At 69.8% G+C, this 23908-nt stretch carries 15 protein-coding genes; 9 read left to right on the top strand and 6 right to left on the bottom strand.

What is annotated here, in order from left to right; genetic code table 11:
* Positions 1-9: 9 nt before the first annotated feature.
* The 3 genes from KGD87_RS04110 to KGD87_RS04100 form a co-directional block, all read right to left on the bottom strand.
* Entirely contained in the window at positions 10-1491 is a 1482-nt protein-coding gene (locus KGD87_RS04110; RefSeq protein WP_284666241.1) for a trypsin-like peptidase domain-containing protein, read from the bottom strand.
* A gap of 98 nt (positions 1492-1589) precedes the next feature.
* On the bottom strand, positions 1590-3179 hold the full coding sequence (locus KGD87_RS04105) for a glycoside hydrolase family 57 protein (RefSeq protein ID WP_284666240.1): 1590 nt from the start codon (positions 3177-3179) through the stop codon (positions 1590-1592).
* 25 nt (positions 3180-3204) lie between these two features.
* A complete protein-coding gene (locus KGD87_RS04100) occupies positions 3205-5010 on the bottom strand; it encodes a DUF4912 domain-containing protein (protein WP_284666239.1) in 1806 nt (601 codons plus the stop codon).
* A 174-nt stretch (positions 5011-5184) separates the two neighbouring features.
* Here KGD87_RS04100 and KGD87_RS04095 point away from each other — a divergent pair, with 174 nt between their 5' ends.
* Positions 5185-8046 (top strand): glycosyltransferase family 4 protein, encoded by a 2862-nt coding sequence (locus KGD87_RS04095; RefSeq protein ID WP_284668578.1) that lies wholly within the window; start codon positions 5185-5187, stop codon positions 8044-8046.
* A gap of 97 nt (positions 8047-8143) precedes the next feature.
* Positions 8144-12469 carry a response regulator gene (locus KGD87_RS04090; protein WP_284666238.1) on the top strand — a complete coding sequence of 1442 codons (4326 nt, stop codon included), beginning with the start codon at positions 8144-8146 and terminating at the stop codon, positions 12467-12469.
* A 125-nt stretch (positions 12470-12594) separates the two neighbouring features.
* Here KGD87_RS04090 and KGD87_RS04085 read toward each other — a convergent pair whose 3' ends face one another.
* Positions 12595-12816, bottom strand: coding sequence for a hypothetical protein (locus KGD87_RS04085; protein ID WP_284666237.1), 222 nt, complete (start codon positions 12814-12816; stop codon positions 12595-12597).
* Between the two features lie 189 nt (positions 12817-13005).
* Between KGD87_RS04085 and KGD87_RS04080 the strand changes: the two genes are divergently transcribed.
* The 7 genes from KGD87_RS04080 (at position 13006) to KGD87_RS04050 (ending at position 21247) form a co-directional block, all read left to right on the top strand.
* The gene (locus KGD87_RS04080) at positions 13006-13944 is read left to right on the top strand and encodes an AAA family ATPase (RefSeq protein WP_284666236.1); all 939 of its coding nucleotides are present in this window, start codon (positions 13006-13008) and stop codon (positions 13942-13944) included.
* Positions 13945-13960: 16 nt separating this feature from the next.
* The gene (locus KGD87_RS04075; protein ID WP_284666235.1) at positions 13961-15376 is read left to right on the top strand and encodes a patatin-like phospholipase family protein; all 1416 of its coding nucleotides are present in this window, start codon (positions 13961-13963) and stop codon (positions 15374-15376) included.
* Positions 15377-15475: 99 nt separating this feature from the next.
* Positions 15476-16423: a branched-chain amino acid transaminase gene (locus KGD87_RS04070; protein ID WP_284666234.1), complete on the top strand. Its 948-nt coding sequence runs from the start codon at positions 15476-15478 to the stop codon at positions 16421-16423.
* 107 nt (positions 16424-16530) lie between these two features.
* The gene (locus tag KGD87_RS04065; RefSeq protein ID WP_284666233.1) at positions 16531-17871 is read left to right on the top strand and encodes a DUF8689 domain-containing protein; all 1341 of its coding nucleotides are present in this window, start codon (positions 16531-16533) and stop codon (positions 17869-17871) included.
* A 116-nt stretch (positions 17872-17987) separates the two neighbouring features.
* Positions 17988-18830 (top strand): Fic family protein, encoded by an 843-nt coding sequence (locus tag KGD87_RS04060; protein WP_240358231.1) that lies wholly within the window; start codon positions 17988-17990, stop codon positions 18828-18830.
* 153 nt (positions 18831-18983) lie between these two features.
* Positions 18984-20105, top strand: coding sequence for a DHH family phosphoesterase (locus KGD87_RS04055; RefSeq protein ID WP_284666232.1), 1122 nt, complete (start codon positions 18984-18986; stop codon positions 20103-20105).
* Entirely contained in the window at positions 20102-21247 is a 1146-nt protein-coding gene (locus tag KGD87_RS04050) for a cysteine desulfurase family protein (RefSeq protein ID WP_284666231.1), read from the top strand. The genes KGD87_RS04055 and KGD87_RS04050 overlap by 4 nt, the downstream gene beginning before the upstream one ends.
* Here KGD87_RS04050 and KGD87_RS04045 read toward each other — a convergent pair.
* Entirely contained in the window at positions 21244-22341 is a 1098-nt protein-coding gene (locus tag KGD87_RS04045) for an ATP-binding response regulator (protein WP_284666230.1), read from the bottom strand. The two genes, KGD87_RS04050 and KGD87_RS04045, sit on opposite strands and share 4 nt — an antisense overlap.
* On the bottom strand, positions 22338-23804 hold the full coding sequence (locus tag KGD87_RS04040; protein WP_284666229.1) for an ATPase domain-containing protein: 1467 nt from the start codon (positions 23802-23804) through the stop codon (positions 22338-22340). The genes KGD87_RS04045 and KGD87_RS04040 overlap by 4 nt, the downstream gene beginning before the upstream one ends.
* Between the last annotated feature and the right edge of the window lie 104 nt (positions 23805-23908).

The following is a 23908-nucleotide window of genomic DNA, read 5'->3' as shown; positions in this document are numbered from 1 at the left end:
GCTCCGGCCTCACGGCACCCGCAGGGCGCGCAGGTTGCGAGCCCCGCCCGGCGCCGTCACGCGCAGCAGCAAGGTGCTCCCGGACGCAGCGCCCTTGATGATGCGGGCCAGGGCGTCCGCGTTCTCCACCTTCTTGCGGTTGGCCTCGATGACGACCATGCCGGGCTCCAGTTGCGCGCGGTCCGCCGGCGAGCCGGGCACCACGTCGGTGATGAGCGCGCCGCTGCTGTCCGTGAAGCCGGCCTGCTGCGCGGTGCGCGCATCCAGGTTCTGGAGGCTGACACCCACGCGCCGGGAGCTCTCCTGCGGGTCCTCCGGCCGCTGCTTCGCCGAGGCCACGCCCTCCAGGTCCGGCCGCGTGCCCAGCGCCACCTTCACATCCTGCTTCTTGCCGTTGCGGAAGAGCGTCAACGTGGACGTGCTCCCGGGGCGCTTGAGCGCCACGGTGCGCGTCAGCTCTCCGCTGGAGGTGACGGTCCGCCCGTCGATGGCGATGACGACGTCATCCTGCTTCAGGCCCGCCTTCGCCGCGGGAGATGACGGCATCACCTGCGTGAGGATGGCGCCCTGATTCACGGGGAGCTTGAGCGCGCTGGCCAGGTCCCGCGTCAAATCCTGGATGCCCACGCCCAACCACGCGCGCGTGACGGAGCCTTCCTTCTCCAGCTGCGGCAGCAGCGAGCCGATGAGGTTGCTGGGCACCGCGAAGCCGATGCCGGAGCCACCGCCGACGATGGCGGTGTTGATGCCCACCACCTCGCCCTTCATGTTGAAGAGCGGGCCGCCCGAGTTGCCCGGGTTGATGGCCGCGTCCGTCTGGAGGAACTCGTCGTACTGGCTGGCCCCAATCTCACGGGCCCGCGCGGAGACGATGCCCAGGCTGACGCTGGAGGCCAGGCCGAAGGGGTTGCCGATGGCCACCACCCAGTCACCCACGCGCAGCGCATCCGAGTCACCCAGCTTCACGGTGGGCAGGTTCTCCACCTTCTCCTTGAGCCGCACGAGCGCCACGTCCGTGAGCGGATCCCGCCCCACCACTTCGCCGCTGAAGCTGCGTCCGTCGTCCAGGCGGATGGTGATGCTGACGGCATCCTCCACCACGTGGTTGTTGGTGAGGACGACGCCCTTCGGGTCGATGATGAAGCCGGACCCCGCGCCCTGGCGCAGCGGCTCGCGGCGCTGACTGCCGCCCTCGCGGCCTCCACCGAAGAAGCGCTCGAAGAGCGGGTTGTCCTCCATCCCACGCGGAATGCCGCCGCCTCGGGCCTGCACGTCCACGTTGACCACCGCTGACTTCACCGACTCCACCAGCGGCGCCAGCGACGGGAGCGTCTGGGCCTCCCGTGTCGCGGGCTGGAGGACGTTGCCGGCGCCCGGCTGGGTGGCCGCGGGAGGCGACTTCGGCGCCTGGGCGACAGCCGCGACGGGAGGCAACGCGACCAGGAGCGCGGCGACGAGCGCCTTCCGGAACGAGACGGTCGAACGGTTCATATGAAGACCAAGCTAAAGCCGAAAACCTGCCCCGCAAGCCAAACCGTCTGTCGTGGCGACCGGAGGACACATCGCCCCACCTTGATTCCCCCTTGGCGTCAGGCGGGCTGATAGAGGCGGTAGTCCAGCTCTGGATAGAGGTTGTCCCGGGCTTCCACCTGGGCGAGCCAACCCTCGTCCAGGTTGCCGCCGCGCAGTTGCTCGTGCAGACGCTGGAAGCGCAGCAGGTGCTCGCGCGTGCGGCGCTGGGCGTACTCCACCATGGTGCCCGTCTTCATGATGAAGGCCCAGTCGGAGGACTGGGCGAGCAGCAGCTCCCTGGCGGCCTGATTGAGCGCGCGGCGTTGCAGCTCACGGGCATCCGGGAAGTCCCGCGCCAGCTCCACCATCTGCTTCGCGCAGCGGTTGAGGTGGCGGTAGATCCAATCATTGCTGCCGTCGAGCCACATGTTGGCGTACCCCCCCGCGCCCCACGAGGACAGCGGCGGCGTCGCCACCTGGTTCTCCGGGTGCTCCCGCAGGTCATCCGACGGCGTCACCAGCCGGAACGTCTTCTGGTCATACGCGACCTTGCGGATGAGGAAGTCGAGGAACTGGGGCCCCTCGAACCACCAGTGGCCAAAGAGCTCGGCGTCATAGGGCGCGACGACCACCGGCTCCCGGCCGCCCAGGCGCGAGGCCAGGTCTTCCATCTGCCGCTGGCGGTTGAACAGGAAGTTGCCCGCATGCACCGAGGCCCGCTCTCGCGCGGCGAGCGGATCATACGGGCGCTTCTCGTTCGTCTTCCCGGTGATGCGGAAGTACTTGAAGCCGGTGTTCTTGCGCTCGCCGGTGGGCTGGATGAACGGGCGGATGTAGTCCAGGTCCAGGTCCCAGCCGATGTCCCGGTAGAACTCGCGGTAGTCCGGGTCGCCCGGGTAGCCGTGCTCGGTGCTCCACACCTGCTGGCTGCTCTCCGGGTCGCGGGCATACGCGGCCACGCCCGCCTCGGTGAAGACGGGCGCGTAGGGGCCGTGCAGGGGCCGGGGCACGGCGTCCGTCAGGCCGTGCGTGTCGACGAAGAAGTAGCGGATGCGCTCGCTGGCCAGCAGGCGCTCCAGGCCCGGGTAGTAGCCGCACTCGGCAAGCCAGATGCCGGCGGGGTCCCTGCCGAAGTGCTGGCGGTAGTGGTTGGCGGCCACCGTCACCTGGGCGCGGACGGCTTCGGGCACCTGCTGCATCAGCGGAAGGAAGCCGTGCGTCGCGTTGCAGGTGAGGATGTCCAGGTAGCCCGCGTCCTGGAGCCGCCGGAACGCGGAGACGAGGTCGCGCTTGTAGCGGTCGTGGAACGCGCGGCGCAGGGACTCGAAGTGGTCCCGGTAGAACCGGGCAATGGGGCCGAAGGTGGCGTCGGCGCGCGTCCGGTGGACCTCTCGCGCGCCCAGCTCGCACAGCAGGTCCAGTCGCCGCGCGTAGCGGCTCATCAGCAATTCGTCGCGCAGCATGGAGACGAGCGTCGGAGACAGCGTCATCGCCAGGCGGAACGGGACGCCGTCCTCCGCCAGTCTGTCGAAGACCTGGAGCAGCGGGAGGTACGTCTCAGAGATGGCCTCGTAGAGCCAGTCCTCCTCGAGGAAGTCCTCATGCTCGGGGTGCCTGACGAAGGGAAGGTGCGCGTGGAGCACCAGCGCGAGGGAACCCAGGCTCATGGTCGTTCAAGGTCTCCGTGCGGGTTCAGGAGCGGCCGTCGTCCGAAGGCGGCTTCCGGGGCGGCGGCTCTGCCGCGTCTGGGGTGGCGTGGCCCGCTCGGGCCTCGAAGGAGGCAGGCGCCGCCGTGCGCTGGAGGGCCTCGCCTTCCGCGCGGGGCCGGGGCACTTCGAAGTAGCGGTGGTGCTCCTCCGTGTCGGCGGCGTCACCCTGCGCCTGGGCGTCGCGGTCGGGAACCGTGGCGCGGGAGGGACGTGACGGAGCCTCGAAGTAGCGGTGGTTCTCCTCGACCGCTGGGGGATGCGCACCGGAGCCGTGAGCGGCCTTCGCGGAGGCATCGGTCTGCGCGCGTGCCGTCGCACCGCCTGCCGCGTAGCGCAGGTCCGATGCACCCGGGATGCCCTTCACGTCCAGGTAGCGACGCGATGACGTGTCGCCGGCTGCATGGCGTGGCGCGTCCCCTTCCGCATACCGCATGTCCGAAGCCCCCGGTGCACGGCCCAGGGGCTCCAGGTAGCGCGGCACGGGAGCAGTCACGGGTCCACGCACCTCGCGCGCATGTCGCCGCGCCACATCCGCCTGATAGCGCTGGTCCGAAGCCCCCGCCGCTCGCCCCACCGAGTCCACGTATCGCTGGTCCGAAGCCCCGGGCACGCGCGGGGGGCCCTCCAGGTGCGCCTCCGCCACATCCCTGCCACGACGCTCCCTGTGGACTTCCGGAACATCCAGCACGCCACCACTGCCAGGCAGGTTCACCCGGCGCCACGACACGTACTCGCGCTCCTCTTCCCGCGGCGGCGCTTCCACGACAGCCGCGGGCAGCGCCGCTTCGAGCGGAGGAACCCGAAGGAAACGCACCGTCAAATCCGTGGAGACGCCCGCGGGAGGCAGCGTCACGAGGTTGCTCGAAGCACCAATGCGGCGACTTCGCCCATCGAGCCCGACGAAGTGCGCCTCCACGCGATACGTCCGCCCCGCCGACAACCCGTGGATGTAGAGGCCGCGAGCCTCCACCGCGAAGTCCAGCGCCTGCTCCATCTGTTCATCACCAAACACACGAAGCACGGGACGCGGCGCATCCAGCGCATCCTGCGCGCGCAGCAGGGCCCCCAGGCTGAAGTCCCAGGACACGAAGAGCGTGTGCGGGTCCCTGGGCAACAGGAGGACGGCGTCGTCCTGATACCCCTCCGGCAGCTCACCCAATCCCTCGGCATCCACGGGGGACGGAGGCGGAGCAGGCGCTGCTTCCACCAGGTGGTGGCTGCGCGCCTCCTCCTCGCCAGCCACGCGCGCCACGAAGAAACCCTCCACCACGGGCTCCGCGGCTTTCTGCACGGGCGCGGGCCGCGCGACGGGCGGCGGCACCGGTTCCGGCGGCTTCGTGAAGGAGGGCGTGACGGGCGTCACCGACTCGCGCGCCCGCTCCACTCGGGGCTTGGGCGGGAACGTGACCACCTGCGCGGGTCTGACGGGTGGCTTGCTCCCGGGCTTCTCCGAGGTCCGCTTGGCCGCCACCCGCTTGGGCGCGGACACCCGGCCCTGGCCTTGCGAGCCATCCGCCTTGGGCTTCGCGGCGGTCGGCGTCTTCGCCTTCCGGGGCGCCTTGGCCTTCTTCGCGGCCGGGGTCCGGGCGGGAGACGCCTCGGGTTTCGCGGTCGCGCTCTTGGCGGGCACGCGGATGCCCGCCAGCCGGGCGAGCTTCCCCAGGGCCGGCACGTAGGCGGCCAGGGCCGCGAGCAGCCCCTCTTTTTTCATCCGGCTGTAGCCGCTCCCCAGGTGCTTCCGTGCCAACTCCCTGAGGTAGCTGACCGTCACGCTCTTGAGGTCTTCCATAGGCAAGCAGGCCTTTAGGTCGCTGGTCGTAGAGGGTCAACGTGCCAGCATTACATGTGTTCTTCGCCCGACCCCCCTTCTCGTTTCATCACCCGATGACACTCAGGGGTCGGCTAGGTATCCTGCCCACGCTTGAGCGACCTGCCCAGACTGCTCCTGTGCAGTTTCGACGTCATCCCCGGTCCGTCGGGTTCATCCCGTCGTTTGTCCGAATACCTGAAGGCGTTGCCGGACCGCTTCTCCGTGGTGGTGCTGTCGGCGAAGACGCCTGACCACTCCCACATCGAGAAGTACCAGGGCGCCCGGCTGCTGCGCGTCCCGGTAGGCTCGGGGGACCTGGCCTCGCGCATCCAGGCCTTCGAGCGGGCCGTGCGCCGGCAGCTCGAGAGCGAGGACTACGCGCTCGCCCACTTCACGGACCCCTTCGGCGGATACGCCTTGTGCGAGCTGAAGGGCGACTACGGGTATCGGCTCATCTACGAGGCCCAGACGTTCCCCTCGCAGGAGCTGCGGTACACCCACCCGCAGACGGAGGGGGACCGGCGCTTCCTGTCGAAGATTCGCAGGCAGGAGCTGTTCTGCCTGATGAACGCGGACCTCGTCGTCACCGGCTCGGAGACGACGCGCGCGTACATCCAGTCGCTGGGCGCCAGTGAGGAGCAGGTCCGGGTGCTGCCCGCGCCGGTGGACCTTCAGCCCTTCACGCCCGAGGTGCTGGGCGCCCCGGACGGCGCCCCCCTCCGGATGATGTACCTGGGCAGCCAGGTGGGGTGGCAGGGCCTGCCCACCCTGCTGCGCGCGGTGGAGCTGGCGGCCCGGAAGGAAGAGGTGCGCCTCACGCTGGTGGGCGCACGCCACGCGGACTGGCAGCCGCATCTGGATGACCTGGTGAAGGAGCTGGGGCTGGGCGACCGGGTGGAGTTCCAGCCCCCGGTGCACCACGACGACCTGGCCAAGGTGCTCGCGCTCGCGGACGTGGGCGTGCTGCCCATGGATGACGTGGAGCGCAATCGCGTTCAGGGCGGGCCGCTGGCGAAGGTCTCGGAGTACTGCGCGGCGGGCCGCCCCGTCATCGCGGCGGACCTGCCCGTGACGCGGGAGCTCATCCCGGCTGGCGCGGGCGTCTTCTTCCCTCCGGGTGACAGCCAGGCCCTGGCCGACCGCATCATCGAGCTGGCGCGCGACGTGAAGCGCCGGATGACGCTGGGCCAGGTGGCCCGGGCGCACGCGCAGGCGGCGCTCGACGCGGGGCTCATCCGCGGCAAGCTCCTGGACCTGTATGACTCGCTGTTGGAGAAGCGGTCGGCGCCCGTCTCCACCACGAGCGAGGACGACCTGCCCGCGCCCACCACGGTGACGGGAACGCCCACGAACCGGCTGGCGGCGCTGCTGCCCCCTGAGCCCGCTCCCACCACGGCACCGGTCGCCAAGAAGGCGCCGGAGCCTCGGGAGGACAAGGACGCGCCCGCCGCGAGCCGTGCGCGCGAAGACCTGCCGCTGGTCATGGGGCAGGTGCTCGATGAGGGGCTCGACACGCGCCTCATCAAGACGGAGCTCGAGACGAATCCCATCGAGCCGCCCGTGGTGATGGGTGCGCCGCTGCGCGAGCGCGAGGCCGCCACGTCCAGCGTGGCCGCCCAGGACGCGACGCCGGAGAGTCTTGAGCACGACACGGCGCAGGGCGCGAGCGACGACGACTCCGAAAGCGCGCTGCCCATCGTCCAGGCAACGGAGGTCGAAGACGCGGACGAACCGCCGGCGCCGACGCCCGTCGTCAAGGTTCCTCCTCCTCCGGGCCGGCCTCCTTCGCCCGTGAGCGAGGAGTCCAGCGAGGCCTCATCAGCGACGCCCATCGTCAAAGCGCCCGCAGCGCTGAACCGGACGGACGCAGGCAACCGCGAAGCTTCCGGGGACGCGGATGAAGCCCCCGCGCCGACCCCGGTCGTTCGCAGCCCTGTCATCGGTGCGCGTTACGAGCCGCCGTCGCACACACCGGTGGTGCGCTCGCCCTACGACAAGGAGCGGGATGAGACCGCCTCGGCCACACCCGTGGTGCGCTCGCCCTACGACGGCCAGCGGGACGAGCCACCCGCGCCGACGCCCATCATCCGCGTGCCCACCGAGCTGCTCCAGGAGCTCATCCCCACGCGCTCCGCCAGCAGCCGCGGCACCCCTTCCTCGAGCCGCCCGGAAGAGCACCCCACCCCCACGCCCATCGTCCCCGCGCCCTCCTCGCTGTCCAGCCGGAGCATCTCGGCGCGCATGGAGACGCCCGTCGGGCGGATGACGGCACTGACGCCACAGCCGCGCTCCACGGACACGGAGGCGCCGCCGCCCAGCGCCCGCCCGGGTGCCTCCGAAGCAGAGCGCCTGCCGCCCATCCGAGGCGGCGCGTCCGCGAGCACACCGGAGCGCCCGCCTCCGGCCCTCCGCCCGAGCACCTCCGCGCCGGAAGCCGACCGCCCCCCCGCCCTGCCTCCGCGCGCGGCGGCGCCTCCGCCCGTTCCCCGGCAGCGACCGCCCCGGCTCCAGTCCGTGGACGGTCCCCCCCGGCTCGAACCCATCAGCCCGCAGGCGCTCATGACCTCCGCCTCGGTCCCCGGCGGCGAGAACGAGGAGCCCGAGGAAATCTCCGCGGACGAAGCCCAATCCATCGAAGAGGTCGACGACGACAGCCTCTCCCGCGCGCGGCCCCAGCCCGAGGAGCCGGACGAAATCAGCAGCGACGAGGTGGAGGAAGCGGAGATTTCCGTCAGCAGTGCAGCGCAGCTCATCGAATCGGACGATGACCTCGAGGAAGCCGACGCCGACGTGGCCCCCGAGCCCCCCGACGAGGGCCCCGCCCCGGAGCCCGTCCCCTCGGCGCTGAACCCGTGGTTCGCCCAGCTCGCGCACGGGTACTGCCCCCCCGACGGAATCCGCTTCGACCGGCACACGCCCCCCACGACGTTCCCCGGCCGCGACGAGCCCACGAACCCCGCCCACCCGGCCCCCTCAGGCCGTTCGGAAGTCGTCGTCCGTGGCAAGAGCTCGTGAGGCAGCCAACCGAGCTGATCCTGGAAACTTTCCAAGGGTCGCGCCCGCCCGCTAGGATGTTCCGGTTTTCACAGCACTTTTCCGGGACAAAGGCTTCATGGAGCGTCGGGTCCTCATCGTCGAAAGCGATCATGAATTAGCGCTCAGCATGGCCACCGTGCTCAAGGGCTCGGGCTACCAGACCGCCCTGGCTGAGACGGCGGCTGACGCGCAGCGTGAGCTGGAGAAGCGCCGGCCAGACCTGGTCGTCCTCCGCGCGGAGTTGAAGGATCAGTCCGGCTTCGTCCTCTGCGGCAACATCAAGAAGGGCAAGTGGGGCCAGAACCTCAAGGTGCTCCTGATCTCCTCTGAGAGCGGGGTGGACGGGCTGGCGCAGCATCGTCAGACGCCGCAGGCGGCGGACGGCTATCTCGCCTTCCCGTTCGCGCTGGGCGATCTGACCGCATTGAGCCACGGCATCGTGCCGCCCGGCACGGATGACACCGGCGCGTCGCTGGAGGCCGCGCTGAACGGGACGCGCGAGGCGCCTCCGCCCATGCCTCCGTCGCTCAAGGCCGCCGCGGGGGGGCCGCCGAAGCTGCCCAAGCGCGAGCGCCGCAGCGCGATGACGGAAGAGGACCGCGCGTTCCTCGACCGCACCTTCCAGTCCATCGCGGACCGCAAGGCGGAGCTGCTCGCCGAGTCCCGCCAGCTCAAGCGTCCGCCGCCGCGGCGCGAGCTGATGGGCACGCCGGAGGGCAAGATTCAAATCCTCCGCGACGAGCTGAAGACGCGCGAGGCCCAGCTCGCCCGCCTCTCCGAAATCTGGAACGTGCGCGAGCGCGAGCTGCTCTCCGGCGAGGACCGCATCCACGAGAAGGACGTGGAGCTGCAGGGCCTGAAGATGCAGGTGGACGACCTGCTGCGCCGCTTCAACGAGGCCCAGCAGGCGACCCTCCAGAAGGAGCGCGAGCACGGCGCCACCGTTGACGACCTGCTCCTCCAGAAGTTCTCCGCGGAGAAGGACCTCATCGAGGTCGTCGCCTCCAAGGAGAAGGACATCAACCTCCTGCGCCGGGAGGTCTCCCGCGCCGAGGAGGAGCTGAGCCGCCGCGCCAGCGAGCTGGAGCACGGCCGCAACGAGTACGACAAGCTGGAGAAGCACCTCGGCGTCGTCACGCTGGAGTTCGAGGTCAAGGAGCAGAAGCTCCAGGACACCGTCCTCGCGAACGAAGGCGAAATCGCGCGGCTGACGAAGCGCGGTGACGACTTCGAGACTGAGCTGAACCGCACCATCAGCGAACGCGACGAGCGCTTCGCCGAGCTGGACGGTGAAATCCAGGCCCTCCAGGAGCGGCTGCAGCAGACCGAGCAGGAGCGCGACACCACCGTGCGCGGCCTGGAAGCCCGCGCCACCCGCGCCGAGGAGCACGGCACCCAGGCGGACGCGGAGATCCACCGGCTCAACGCCGAGCGCGATGCGCTGGAGGCGAAGCTCAGCCAGCAGGTCGCGGACCTGGAGACGGACCTTACGCGCACCATCGGCGAGCGCGACCAGCTCCGGCTGGACAAGGACGCCCAGGAAGCCGAGCTCACCCAGCGCGTCGAGGAGCGTGACGCGAAGCTCGGCACGCTCGAGCGCGAGCTGTCGGAGACCATCGCCCGGAACGAGCACACCGAGGCGGAGCTCAACGCCAACATCCAGCAGCAGTTGGAGCGCATCGGCGAGCTCGAGGGCGAAGTCGAGGCCGCCAGGGCGCACCTGGAGGACCGCGAGGCCGAGCTGACCGCGGAGCTCCAGGCGCTGGGGCTGGCCAAGGACGAGCTGGAGACGGACCTCAACGACCGGCTCCAGGCCCTCTCCCAGGCGAAGGACGCGCTGGAGGCGGACCTCTCCCGTCAGCTGGAGGAGCTGCGCTCCGCCAAGGCCGAACTGGAGGCGGACCTCACCGGCCAGATTCAGGCGCTCACCTCGCAGCTCGAGGAGACGCAGCGGACCGGCGAGCAGCTCTCCGCGCGCGTGGCCCAACTGGAGGACACCGTCACCCAGCGCGAGGCCACCATCGAAGCCCTGCAAGGGGACGTGGCCACGCGCGACCAGCGCATCTCCGAGCTGAGCGGAGACGTGGAGGCCACCAGCCAGACGCTGACGCAGACGCAGCAGACGCTGGCGCAGACGGAGCAGCAGCTCGCCGACACGCAGAACACCCTCGCCAGCACCGAAGGCACGCTGGCGGAGACGCGCGGCGAGCTGGACGCCACCAGTCAGACGCTGGCGGACACGCAGGCGCGCCTCGCGAACACCGAGGGCACGCTGGCGCAGACGCGCGGTGAGCTGGACGCCACCAGCCAGACGCTGGGTCAGACGCAGCAGACCCTCTCCGACACGGAAGGCGCGCTGGCGGAGACGCGCGGCGAGCTGGACGCTACCAGCCAGACGTTGGGCCAGACGCAGCAGACGCTGGCGCAGACGGAAGGCGCGCTGGCGGAGACGCGCGGTGAGCTGGACGCCACCAGCCAGACACTGGCGCAGACACAGCAGACGCTGGCGCAGACCGAGCAGCAGCTCGCCGACACGCAGAACACCCTCGCCAGCACCGAAGGCGCGCTGGCGGAGACGCGCGGCGAGCTGGACGCCACCACCCAGACGCTCCAGCAGACGCATGTGGCGCTGGAGGACACGCGCGGCGCGCTCCAGGAGACCCGCGACACGCTGGCCCACACCACCCGCGAGCGCGACCAGCGCACCGCGGAGCTGTCCAACCTGGGCGCCGCGAAGGACGCGCTGGAGCAGGACCTCACCGGCCAGATTGGCCAGCTCCGCGCCGAGCTGTCCGAGACGCAGGGCCACTACGAGGCGGAGCGGGCCGCGCACGAGAAGCTGGCCGCGGAGACGAGCGCGCACATCGGTGACCTCACCAGCGAGCGCGACGGCCTGCGCTCCGAGCTGGAGGCCACCAGCCAGACGCTGGAGCAGACCCAGGGCCAGCTCGCCGCCACCCGCGACGCGCTGGCGCGCGAGCAGCACGCGCACCAGGAACACCAGAAGGCCGCCGCGAGCACCCAGGCCACGCTGGAGGGCCAGCTGGCCGAGGCACGCGCCCATGGCGAGGACCTGGGCGAGCACCTCACCCTCACCAAGCACGAGCTGGGCACGCGCGTCGCCGAGGTGACGCAGCTCTCCGCCACGCTGGCGCAGACGGAGAACACCCGGGCCCACCTCGAGGAGCGGCTGCACACGCTCACCGAGGAGTCGCAGCGCCGCGAGGAGCTGCTCCAGAACGACCTGACGCAGAAGGGCACGGAGCTGTCGGACACGCTCCGCAAGCTCACCCACGTGACGCAGGAGAAGATGCGTCAGGCGGAGGTGCTCAACCGCGAGGTCGCCACCCGCACCGAGCAGCTCAAGGCCATGGAGGCCAAGCTCCAGACGCAGGCCACCGAGGCCCGCCGTCAGGCAGAGGGCCTGGGTCAGCAGATCGCCGGGCTCAACGAGCAGCTCGAGCAGGGCCGCAAGGCGCTGGCGGGCCGCGAGGACCAGCTGCGCGCCGCGGGCGCCGCCCAGCAGAAGCTCACCGCGGAGCGGGACGGCCTCGCGGGCCAGGTCCAGCAGGCCGAGGCCCGGCTCCAGCAGCAGGCCCAGCAGGCGAACCAGGAACGCGCCGACGCCAGGCGGGCGGCGGATGAACTGGCCGCGAAGCTGGCCAAGGCCGAGCAGCGCATCGCCCAGCTCACACAGGACGCCCAGACGCAGGCCACCGAGGCCGACGCCAGGGCCAAGGACCTCCAAGGCCAGCTGACCGCGCGGGCGAAGAAGATCCAGGACCTGGAGCTGGCGGTGGAGAACGCGCAGGGCGCCAAATCACGCGCGGAGAAGGAGCTCAACGCAAAGGTGGCCGCCGCCGAGAGCAAGGCCCACGAGGCCACCACCCGCCTGGCCTCCGCGCAGAAGGAGCGCAAGGACCTGGAGGCGCGGCACGCCAAGGAGCAGGAAGAGCTCACCGCCAAGCAGAAGGCGGAGCTGGAGCGCCGCGACGCCGTCAAGGTGCAGGAGGTCACCCGCCTGCAGCAGTCCGTGCAGGAGAAGAGCAAGGCCCTCAAGGTCGCCGAGCTGGAGCTGGCCCGCTACAAGAGCAAGTCCACCACCGCGGCCAAGGCCGCCGCCAAACCCGCGGCGCCCCAGGACGACGACCTGGCCGTGAGGACGCAGCTCAACCAGGTCATCCCGCCCGCCGCGGCCCCTGCTCCGGCGGCCCCGGCGAAGAAGCCGGCCGCCAGGCCCGCGGCCCAGGCCGCCGCGAAGAAGGCCCCTGCCCCGGCTCCCGCCCAGCCAGCGGCGCTGAGTGACGAGTCCGAGCCCACCGACCGGACCGTGCTCATCCAGTTGCCCACGGCCAAGGAAGACGACGACTGGACGGCCCTGGTGGACGAGCTGGACAAGTAACGGCGCCGGCCTCGGAACCCCGAGGCCTCAATGAAGCGGCCCTGACATCCGTGCCCTGGTCGGGCAGGTGTGTCAGGGCCGCTTCAGTTCCCACCCAGGAAGCGGCGAGCGGTTCCCTGGCGCGCTCAGAGCGCGGCGCGTGCCTCGCGGACCAGCTCCTTGAAGTGGAGCCTGGAGACGACGTCCCGGAGTGACACCACGCGGCCCCCACTGTGGGCCTCCTCCTGGGCACGGCGCCAACTGCTGCGGAGTGTGCGCAAGGAGACGTAGGCCAGCAGGAGCGGGAAGCCGCCCGGAAGCAGGACGACCGCCACCATCATCACCATCCGCAACCACGCCCACGCCATGACCGCTGACCTCCCTGAGTACCGATTCGAGGCCATGAGATGCACGACATGTGCCCACGGTGCGCAGAATATTTCCCTCCGGAGTTCCGCGGGGTTGCCCGGCAGCGAGGCGGACGGGCCACGGTGATGACGCCACAACCCTGGCATTTTTGCCGCAGTCGCCTGGAGGGCGTCGGTTAAGTTCACCGGGTGAGCACCCCTTCGACGGTTGAGAGCCACGCCTTCACCAGCGTGGAGGACGCGGCGCAGCGCCTGGAGCAGGTGGGCTACCTGTCATCGCCGGAGATCGCCACGGCGGCTTTCCTGGCGGACCGGATGGACAAGCCCATCCTGGTGGAAGGCCCCGCCGGCGTCGGCAAGACGGAGCTGGCCAAGGCCCTGGCCCAGGCGCTGGGCCGCGAGTTCATCCGGCTCCAGTGCTACGAGGGCCTGGACGAGGCGAAGGCCCTCTACGAGTGGGAGTACGCCAAGCAGCTGCTCTACACCCAGCTCCTCAAGGACAAGATTGGGGACATGGTGCAGGGCACCACCACGCTGGCGCAGGCGGCGGACCGGCTGGCCTCCAGCGACGCGGTGTTCTTTTCCGAACGCTTCCTGCTGCCCCGCCCGGTGCTGCGCTCCCTGCTCTCCGAGCACCCCGCCCTGCTGCTGGTGGACGAAATCGACAAGGCGGACCCGGAGTTCGAGGCCTTCCTCCTGGAGGTGCTCTCCGACAACGCCGTCACCATCCCCGAGCTGGGCACCTTCCGCGCGAAGCACCTCCCCCGCGTGCTGCTCACCTCCAACGCCGCGCGCGAGCTGTCCGACGCGCTCAAGCGCCGCTGCCTCCACCTGCACATCGACTTCCCGGACCGCGAGCGCGAGCTGCGCATCGTCCGCTCGCGCCTGCCGCAGGTGCCCCAGGTGCTGGCGGAGCAGGTGGTGGAGGCGGTGGCCGCCATCCGCTCGCTCGACTTGAAGAAGGCGCCCTCCATCAGCGAGACGCTCGACTGGGCCCAGAGCCTGGCGCTGCTGAACGCGGAGCAGCTCACCGCCGACGTGGTGGCCTCCACGCTGAACCTCGTCCTCAAGTACGAAGGCGACATCGAGAAGGCGAAGTCCCACCTCTCGCAGATCGCCCAGGCGTGAAGGGCCCTCGAAGCGCGTGCTGCTGAAGGAACGCTTTCAAATCACCCGGCCGCTCGAGGAGATGGAGCTCCGCCTCGTGCGCGCGTCGCTGGCCAACGCGGCCCTGGTCGACCCGCGCGAGGAGGCCATCCTCCGCACGGCCCTGTCGCTGGCGCGCCTCTACAAGGTGCGGCACGGCGAGCTCGACGTGGGCGTGGGCGCGCTGCTCACCCCGTTTCGCGAGGAGGTGGAGCGCCGCCTGGGCCCCATCCTCCAAGCCCCCTTCCCGCCCACGCGGGACAGGCTGATGCCGCACGTGAAGGACCTGCGCCAGCACGCCGCGAAGGCGCGCGACACGGTGGTGCAGCGGCTGCGCGGGCGCGTTCCACCCGAGGCGCTGGACCGGGAAATCCGGCAGAAGGAGCTGGTGCTCGTCACCGGCGGCGGGGGCGGAACGGCCTACGTCTACCTGGGCGCCATGTGCCTCCTGGATGAACACGGCCTGGAGCCGCGCCTGCTCGCCGGGACGTCCATGGGCGCCATCCTCGCCATCATGCGCTCGCGCCTGACGCGCTTCGACCCCACGGACATGATCAACATCGTCCGCGGGCTGTCCTTCCGGAAGCTCTTCCGCTTCATCTCCACGGAGAGCCGCTATGGCCTGCCCGCGGCGCTGCGGCTGTTCCTGCGCGCGGGGCTGGGCCGCTTCTTCGGCGCGGGGCCGGAGAGCAGCGGCATGCGGCTCAGGGACTTGCCGGTCCCCACCCTCATCGCCGTGGGCGGCATCCGCCGCGGCATGCTCCCCCGGCCGCTGGAGTACTACGAGCGGCTGATGGGCGTCAGCCCGCTGGGCCTGCTCAACCCCGCGGGCGTGGCGCGCCGCATCCAGGCCGCCATGGGCGCCATGGCCGAGCTCTTCACCCGTCCCGAAATCACCGCCCGCCTCTACCTGGGCGCGGACGACACCACCGGCGACTTCGACGCGCTCGACGCCGCGGGCTTCTCCTCCGCGCTGCCCGGCGTCATCCACTACGACGTGCTGCGAGAGGACCCCGGCATGCACACGTTGGTGGAGGGCCTCATGGGCCAGCACGGCGTCGCGCGGCTCATCGACGGAGGATTGGTGGACAACCTGCCCGCCAAGGCGGCGTGGAAGGCGGTGGCCCGGGGCCGCATCGGCACGCGCAACGCGTTCATCCTCGCGCTCGACGCCTTCGCCCCGAAGCTGACCACGCCCTTCTGGCTGCCCCTCCAGCGGCTGGCCGCGATGACGGTGACGCCGAACCTTCCCTATACGCACCACGTCAAACGCTTTCCGCGAACACTGTCGCCACTGGACGTCGTACCGTCGGTGGAACTGGCATCGAAGGCGCTACACTTCGGCAGGGCGGCACTGGCGGAGGACCTCCCGTTCCTCCGGCGGATGCTTGCCCCCCTGCCACCGGTGCTGTGACTCTTTCGGGACGAGAAACACGCTTTGACCTCATAGGTTTCGCTGGCTAGAAGGCCCGGGCGGTCCCACCCCTCAAACATCCAGGCGAAGGAACATCGAATGAGCTCGACCTCGAGTAGTGGCGTGCGCGCCGAGCAAATCTGGCTCGACGGCCGGCTGATGAAGTGGGACGAGGGCCACGTGCATCTGATGACGCACGCGCTTCACTACGGCCTGGGCGTCTTCGAGGGCATCCGCGCGTACAAGACGCACGACGGACGGCTGGCCGTCTTCCGGCTGCGTGAGCACATCCGCCGGCTGCTCGACTCGGCCCACATCATCATGCTGAAGATTCCGTACACCGAGGACGAGCTCTTCGATGCGTGCGTGAATCTGCTCCGCGCGCAGAAGGACCTGTTCGCCAACGGCGCGTACCTGCGGCCGGTGGCCTTCATGGGCGACGGCGCCATGGGCCTGGGCGCGGTGAACCCCACCCGCACCGCCGTGACGGCCTGGGACTGGGGCGCGTACCTGGGCGACAAGGGCATGAAGGAGGGCATCCGCGCCAAGGTCAGCTCGTACACGCGCATGCACGTCAACGTGAACATGGTGCGCGGGAAGATTACCGGCCAGTACGTCAACTCCATCCTCGCCAAGCGCGAGGCGGTGATGGCGGGCTACGACGAGGCCATCCTCCTGGACGTCAGCGGCTTCGTGGCCGAGGCCTCCGGCGAGAACATCTTCCAGGTGAACAAGAAGGGCATCATCAAGACGCCCCCCCTGTCCTGCCCCATCCTGGATGGCATCACCCGCGACACGGTGCTGCACATCCTGCGCGACAGCGGCCGCACGGTGGAGGAGGTCACCTTCACCCGCGACGCGCTCTACATCACCAACGAGGTCTTCTTCTGCGGCACGGCGGCGGAAATCACCCCGGTGCGCGAGGTGGACAACCGCCAGGTGGCGGACGGCAAGGTCGGCCCCGTCACCCGGCACGTGCAGGACATGTACTTCCGCATCGTGCGGGGCCAGGAGCCGAAGTACGCGGACTGGCTCACGTACGTCTGAGCCGCCCCGCCGCGCCCCCCTCTTCGGCCTGGGAGGGGGGCTGGCAGCCAGGGAAGACGCCACGTCCCGCGCCCGAGCGCCCCTTGAATGGGCTAGAACGGGGCTTGATGGCTCCTCCCGCTGGCTACGACTACGACGACAATCCGTTCAAGCTTGAGAACCCATCCATCCTCGACATCGCTCCACCGGAGCCGAAGTCGGTGGAGGACACGGGGCTCAAGATGGGCATCCTGTCCGACATCGCCCTGAAGTACCTCTATTACTCGGGCACGGGCACGGGCATGGGCATCGCGGAAGAGATGCGCCTGCCGTGGCCGGGCGTCATCGAGCACGTGGTGGACTTCATCGCCACGGAGAAGCTGGTGGACCTGCGCGGCGGCAAGGGCTTCGGCCGCGCGTCGGTGGAGTTCATCCTGTCGGAGAAGGGCCGCGAGTACGCGCGGGACGCCCTCACCCGCACCACCTACGTGGGCCCCGCGCCGGTGCCGATTGAGCAGTACAACGCGCTCATCACCAGCCAGACGGAGGAGACGCCCGTCGTCAGCCAGGAGGAGCTGGTGATGGCGCTCAGCCACCTCACCGTCCCCGCGGAGCTGATGGACAAGCTGGGTCCGGCGGTGAACTCCGGCCGCTCGCTGTTCCTCTACGGCGCCCCCGGCAACGGCAAGACGAGCCTGGCGGAGGCCGTCTCCAACATGTTCGGCGGCGAGGTCTTCGTCCCCCACTGCCTGGAGATTGGGAATCAGATCATCCAGGTCCACGACAGGCTCATCCACACGCCGGTGTCGCTGGAGGCCGGCGGGGACGCCTCCGGCCGCAGGCAGACGTTCGAAATGGACAACCGGTGGCTCGTGTGCCGCCGGCCCTCCGTCGTCGTGGGCGGCGAGCTGACGCTGGCGATGCTGGACCTCATCTATTCGGAGAGCACCCGCTACTACGAGGCCCCGTTCCAGGTGAAGGCCAACGGCGGCATGCTCCTCATCGACGACTTCGGCCGCCAGAAGGTCCACCCCACGGACCTGCTCAACCGGTGGATTGTCCCCCTGGAGAAGCGGGTGGACTACCTCACCCTCCACACCGGCAAGAAGTTCGAAATCCCCTTCGACCAGCTCCTCGTCTTCTCCACCAACCTGGACCCCAAGGAGCTGGTGGACGAGGCCTTCCTGCGCCGCATCAAGTACAAGATTGAGGTCGGGAACCCCGACGAAGAGGCTTACCGGGAAATCTTCAGTCGCGTCTGCGAGGCAGCGGGAATCCCCTACGTGGACCAGGCCGTCACGTACCTCATCGAGCACTACTACAAGCCCCGGAGCATGGAGCTTCGCTCGTGCCACCCTCGGGACCTGGTGAGCCTCATCCGGGACGCGGCGCGCTACCGGCAGATGCCTCCGGCGCTCTCCAAGGACCTGCTCGACCAGGCGTGCGAGGTGTTCCTTGTCAATCTGTGATGATTTCGTTGTTACAACCGCGCGGAATTTCTAGAATCCACGCGCCGTTGTACCGCTCGGCCGCATGCTTCGAGTACCGCCCGCGGCGGACCCGCAGCGAGAAGGAGCCGCAGTCCGTGAAGGAACGCTACCAGGACATCGACGAGAAGAACGAAACGCTGCGTGGGTACCTCGACATCTACAAGGACAAGCCTGACGCGCGCGAGTTCTTGGACAAGATGGAGATGTCGTGGATCTACCACGACGCCGCGCTGGAGGGAGTCGTCTACACCCATCAGGAGCTGATGGCCGCGCTGTTCCCGCATCGAACCAGCGCGGAGGCCTCCATGATTCCGGTGGTCCTCGAAATCCGGAACCACAAGGCCGTCTGTGACTTCCTCCGTGAGGAGGCAGCGGGCGCCAGGAAGCAGGCGCAAATCACGCTGACCACCATCAAGCGAATACACGACCTCTTCCTGGGCAACACGCCGGAGGCCCAGACGGAGCGCGCGCGCATGGAGCGCCGCGAGCGCACAGAGAAGGAGCTGGCCAAGGAGAGGGACAGGTCCGGGCTGCGCAAGGACATGCCGCTGCACCGCACGTACTTCCACGACATCTCCCAGCCGGCGAAGATCCAGCCGGAGTTGGAGAAGCTCGTGGACTACACGGCCAGCGCCGAGTTCCGCGAGTTCCACCCCATCAAGCAGGCGGCCACGGTCCAGCACAAGTTCGTGCAGATCTTCCCGTTCACCGAGCACAGCGGGAAGGTGGGGCGCATGTGCAGCAACCTCATCCTGCTGCGCAACGGCTACATGCCCGCCGTCATCCACTCCATCGACCGGCAGCGCTACTACGAGTCCTTCCGGGGACCCGTGGCGGGCTTCCGCACGGTGCTGATGGACGCGATGGAGAACTCGCTCGACAACGGGATGAAGTACTTCCGGGACCTGGGGCGCAAGTTCAAGGCGCTGAACAGCTAGCCCACCTCCCGCGGCGGCCCGGCGAGGGGGCGCGCAGGCTCACGCGCCTCCCGCGCGCCGTGAAGAGTCCGGGGCCCGTCGACACCATTGGTGTGTTGGCAACAGACCCCGGATTCTCGAATCCCAGGACGGGAGGAAGTAAGAAGAATACCCATGCCCGTGACACAGTCCCTCAACAGCCGCCGCGGAACCGGAAACTCGGGAGGCGAGCTGACGGAGCCCCCGCCAGCGCGGCTGGCCCATATGCCAGCCCGAGACAAGCTGGAGTGGCTCCTGCGAGTGGCCCAGGGCCACCACAAGGCGCTCATCCTCACCCACGACAACCCGGACCCGGACTCGCTGGCGGCGGCGGTGGCGCTGGCGCACCTGCTCGAGCGCAAGGCGGGCCTGAAGGCCCACGTCGGCTACGGGGGCATCATCGGCCGGGCGGAGAACATCGCCTTCGTGAAGGTGCTGCGCCTGCCCGTCTCGCACGTGTCGACGCTGGACTTCGACGAGTACGACTTCTTCGGGCTGGTGGACACGCAGCCCAAGGTGGGCAACCACTCCCTGCCCGCGCGGCTGGAAGCGCACGTGGTGGTGGACCACCACCCGCTGCGTCAGGAGAGCCTGGAGTCCCCCTTCGCGGACGTGGGCGGCGACTTCGGCGCCACGTCCACCATGCTGGTGGAGTACCTGCGCGCGGCCCGGCTGGAGCCCTCCGTGGAGGTGTCCACCGGCCTGTTCTACGGCATCAAGGCGGACACGCGGGATTTGGGCCGGGAGACGACGCCCACGGACGTGGACAGCTACCTGTGGCTGTTCCCGCGCATGGACAAGACGCTGCTGGCGCAGATTGAGCATCCGGAGCTGCCCGCGCGCTACTTCCAGCTCTACCACACGGCCTACGAGCGGGCGAAGGTGTACGGGACGGCCATCGTCACCGACCTGGAGGAGGTCTACTCCCCGGACATGGTGGCGGAGGTGGCCGAGCGGCTGATGTTCCTCGAAGGCATGAAGTGGTCGCTGGCCTTCGGTTCGTACCGCAACCAGCTCTTCCTCAGCTTGCGCGTGAAGGACCGGCGGATGAACGCGGGGCGCCTCATCCGTGAAATCTGCGAGGACTACGGCGGCTCCGCCGGCGGCCATGGCAGCATGGCCGGGGCGCGGCTGCCGCTGTCCGGGAAGCTGGCGCAGCGCAAGGCGCTCAAGCGCGAGCTGGTGGCCAAGTTCCTGGAGGCGTTCGGCGTCGCCGACGAGCGGCCCGTGTCGCTGCTGTATGCGCAGGACTCGTGACGTACTGGGACTACAACGCGGCCGCGCCGGTGCGCCCGGAGGTGGCGGCGCTGCTGTCGCGCGCCTTCGCGTCGAGCGGCTTTGGCAACGCGTCCAGCGTGCACCAGGAGGGCCGCGCGGCCCGGGCCCGGTTGGACGCGGCGCGGGCGAAGGTGGCCGGCGTGCTCGGCTGCGAGCCGAAGGAAGTCAGCTTCACCGGCTCTGGCAGTGAGGCGGACGCGCTGGCGCTCGTGGGCGCCTGGCACCTGCGCCCCCAGCCCGAGCGGCGGCGGGTGGTGACGTCCGCGGTGGAGCACCCCGCCCTGCTGGGCGCGGTGGCGCAGTTGGAGCGGGAGGGCGCCCACGTCGTGCGGGTGGCGCCCGGTCCGGAGGGGCGCGTGCGCGAAGCCGACCTGCTGGAGGCCCTGACGCCGGACACCGCCTTGTGCTCGTTGATGTGGGCCAACAACGAGACGGGTGTGCTCCAACCCGCGCGGGAAGTCGCGCTCGCGTGCCGGCGGCGCGGCGTGCTGTTCCACACGGACGCGGTGCAGGCCGCGGGCAAGGTGCCCTTGTCCCTGCGCGAGGTGGACGCGGACCTGCTGTCCCTGTCCGCGCACAAGTTTGGCGGCCCTCCTGGCGTGGGCGTGCTGCTGGTTCGCAAGCGCGTGGACGTCCGCGCGCTCACGCCGGGCCACCAGGAAGGCGGCCGGCGCGGGGGGACGCAGAACGTGCCCTATGCGGAGGCGCTGGCGCTCGCGCTGGAGCTGGCCGCCGCGGAGCTGCCGGAGACAGCGGCGCGGCTGACGGCGCTCCGCGACGCCTTCGAGCGCGAGGTGACGGCGCGACTGCCCGGGGTGTACGTCAACGGCGGCGCGGCCCCGCGCGTGCCCAACACCAGCAACCTGCGCTTCGACGACGTGGAGGGTGAGTCGCTGCTCATCGCCCTGGACCTGGAGGGCATCTGCGTGTCGTCCGGCGCCGCCTGCGCCTCCGGCACGCTGACGCCGTCGCATGTCCTGCGGGCCATGGGCCTGTCGCCCGCGCAGGCCCGTGGCAGCCTTCGCTTCAGCATGGGCCCCGGCACGACGGAGTCGGACGTGACGCGCGTGGTGGACGCGCTCGTCCGGCATGTGCCGAAGGTCCGCGCGCTGGCCGGCTAGGACACGGGACGCCGGCTCAGGGGGAGCCGGAGGTGGAAGGTCGACCCCTCGCCCAGCGCTGACTTCACCGACAACGAGCCCCCGTGCAGCTTCGCCAGGGACGAGGCGATGTAGAGGCCCAGGCCATGGCCCTGGGCAGGTTCGCCATCCGCCCGCTGGAAGCGCTCGAAGACGGAGGGAAGCGCCCCCGCCGAGATGCCGATGCCCCAATCCCGGACGTGGATGTCCGCCAGGCCGGGGTGCAGACCGAGGCCCAGCTCGACCCGACGTATCTCCCCTCCGTACTTCACCGCGTTGGAGAGCAGGTTGTTGAGCACCTGCCGCACCCGCTCCCCGTCGAAGGGAAGGAACACGGGCTCCTCGGCGCCCCGGAGCGCGAAGTCCACCTGCGGCTCCAAATCACGCCACTCCTGGATGAGCTCCCGGAGGAAGGCGGCGATGTCGCCCTGCCGGGGCCGCAGCTCCACCTTGCCTTCGGACAGGCGCGAGGCGTCCAGGATGGAGGAGATGAGGTGGTTCATCCGGTCCAGTTGCCGCAGGACGGCTTCCGCCGAACGGACCTCGTCCTCCGCGCCCCGCTTCTCCACCTTGCGCAGCAGGACCTGGGCGTTGAGGCGGGCCGAGGAGAGCGGCGTCTTCAGCTCGTGAGCCACCCAGTTAAGCACCTCCTCGCGGGCCAGGATGGGCCCCCTGCGCGTGTACGAAGCGGCCTTCGGCTCGGTGAGGGTGGGCACGGCCACGGGCGGACGCTCGCGAAGGGCGTTGGTGACGGTCTCCTCGAACGTGTTCAGGTCCACCGGCTTGGCGAGGAAGACGTCCGCCTCCTCACGGCCCACGGGCCGCGCGGCGCTCAGCAGCACGAAGGGAACCGACGCGAGGCTCGGCTCCGACCGCATGGCGCGCAGCAGCTCCATGCCCGTGCGGTGAGGCATCATGTGGTCGCTGACCACCAGGGCCGGCGGCTCCGTGCGCGCCAACATGAGCGCGGCTTCTCCATTGTGGGCCCGGATGGCGCGGTAGCCGAGCGCCTCCACGACCTCGGCGAAGACCTCGAGCAGCGCTTCCTCGTCCTCCGCGATGAGGACGCCGCTCATTCCACGGCCCCGATGCTCGTCCCGAGCGGCCGGGCCTGCCCGGTCAGCAACCCTTCCGCGGAGCGCAGCGTGTCCAGGACCTTCATCCCGGAGTCGGCGATCTGGAACTCGCGCAAATCGTTGTCGTACTTGCTGTCGCGCATCTTCAGCACCGAGAGGAGGCGGTGGATGCGCCCGCGCAGCTCCACGTAGCGCAGGAGGAGCAGGTTCTCCCCGAGGGTGGCGACGGGTGCATCGCTGAAGTCGAGCTCATTGCCAGCCACCTTGGAGACTTCCCGCGTGTACAGCGTCGTCACCCCCGCCCGGCGCAGCTTCTCCGCGAGCGCGGCCAGGAACAGCGGCCTGCGCTCCCGTTCGATGATGGACTGCTCCAGCGTCGAGAGGCCGTCGATGACCAGCCGCTTCACGCTCAGCCGCGCCACCTCCTGGAGGATGCGGTCCACCACGAGGTCCGCCTCCAGCTCCATTGGAGGGATGTACAGGTAGCTGAGCATGCCGCTCTTCACGCAGCGCTCCACGTCCAGTTGGATGCGCCGCGCCCGGGCGGCGAGCGACGCCGTGGAGTCATGGAAGGAGACGAAGAGAGAATGCTCTTCCCGGCGCGCGCCCTCCGCCGCGAAGTGCGCGGCCAGCAGCGTCTTCCCGATGCCCATGCTTCCGGCCAGCAACGTGGCGCTCGTGCGGGGCAGACCGCCCTCCATCAAGACGTCCAGTTCCGGCAGCCCGAAGCTGGCGCGCTCCTGGGGCGGGGCCACGTCCACGCCCGTGGGCTCCAGGGCCTCCAGGCGCGGGATGAAGGACACCCCCTCCTCGTCGATGCGCATCAGGTGCTCGCCCATCAGGTGTGGCCGGCCGCGCAGCTTCACGACCTCCACGCGGCGCATGCGACGGGCGCCGTGCTTCGCCACCGACAGAGAGACGATGCCGTCCACCGTGGTGGCCTCGGGCAGCGTCAGCAGCTTCTCCAGGGGATACTCGGTGGTGAAGAGGCCGATGCAATCCGCCGCGGCCAGGCCAATGCCCAGCTCGTAGAGGAACTCGCGCAGGCGCGCCTCGTCCTGCCAGAGGTCCCGGATGGCGCGCAGGCCATCGATGAAGAGCAGCTTCGCGCCCCGCTTGCGCGCCGTCTGGATGATGAGGTCCCGCGTCTCCTTCGCGCCCTGCTTGAGCGACGAGTAGGCACTCATCACGAAGAGCTTTTCGTCCAGCAGCGCCTCCTTGAAGAAGCTGAAGCTGCTCAGCTCGCCCACGAGCTTGTCGTGGGGTTCGGACGTGACGGTGACCACCACGACGGGCAGGCCTCGCGCCGCGGCCAGGAAGGCCAACTGACTGCACAGCACCGTCTTCCCGCTGCCCGGGTCTCCGGCCACGATGATGGATTGTCGCCTGGGGATGCCTCCGCCCAGCAGGGTGTCGAAACTCGGGATGCCCGTCTCGAAGAGCGACCACGTCCGGTGATCCATTCAGGATCCATCACTTGCACTGGCGGGTGAGGGAAGGCGCGCGACGCTCAACCGCCAGGATGAGCGCGTGCAGGAACACTTTCAGCGCGCTCCATTTTCGAGAC

The sequence above is a fragment of the Myxococcus sp. SDU36 genome, from assembly GCF_030168875.1.
GTDB lineage: Bacteria > Myxococcota > Myxococcia > Myxococcales > Myxococcaceae > Myxococcus > Myxococcus vastator.
The sequence above is the reverse complement of the archived record's forward strand: the minus strand, read 5'-3'. Positions and strand labels throughout refer to the sequence as shown.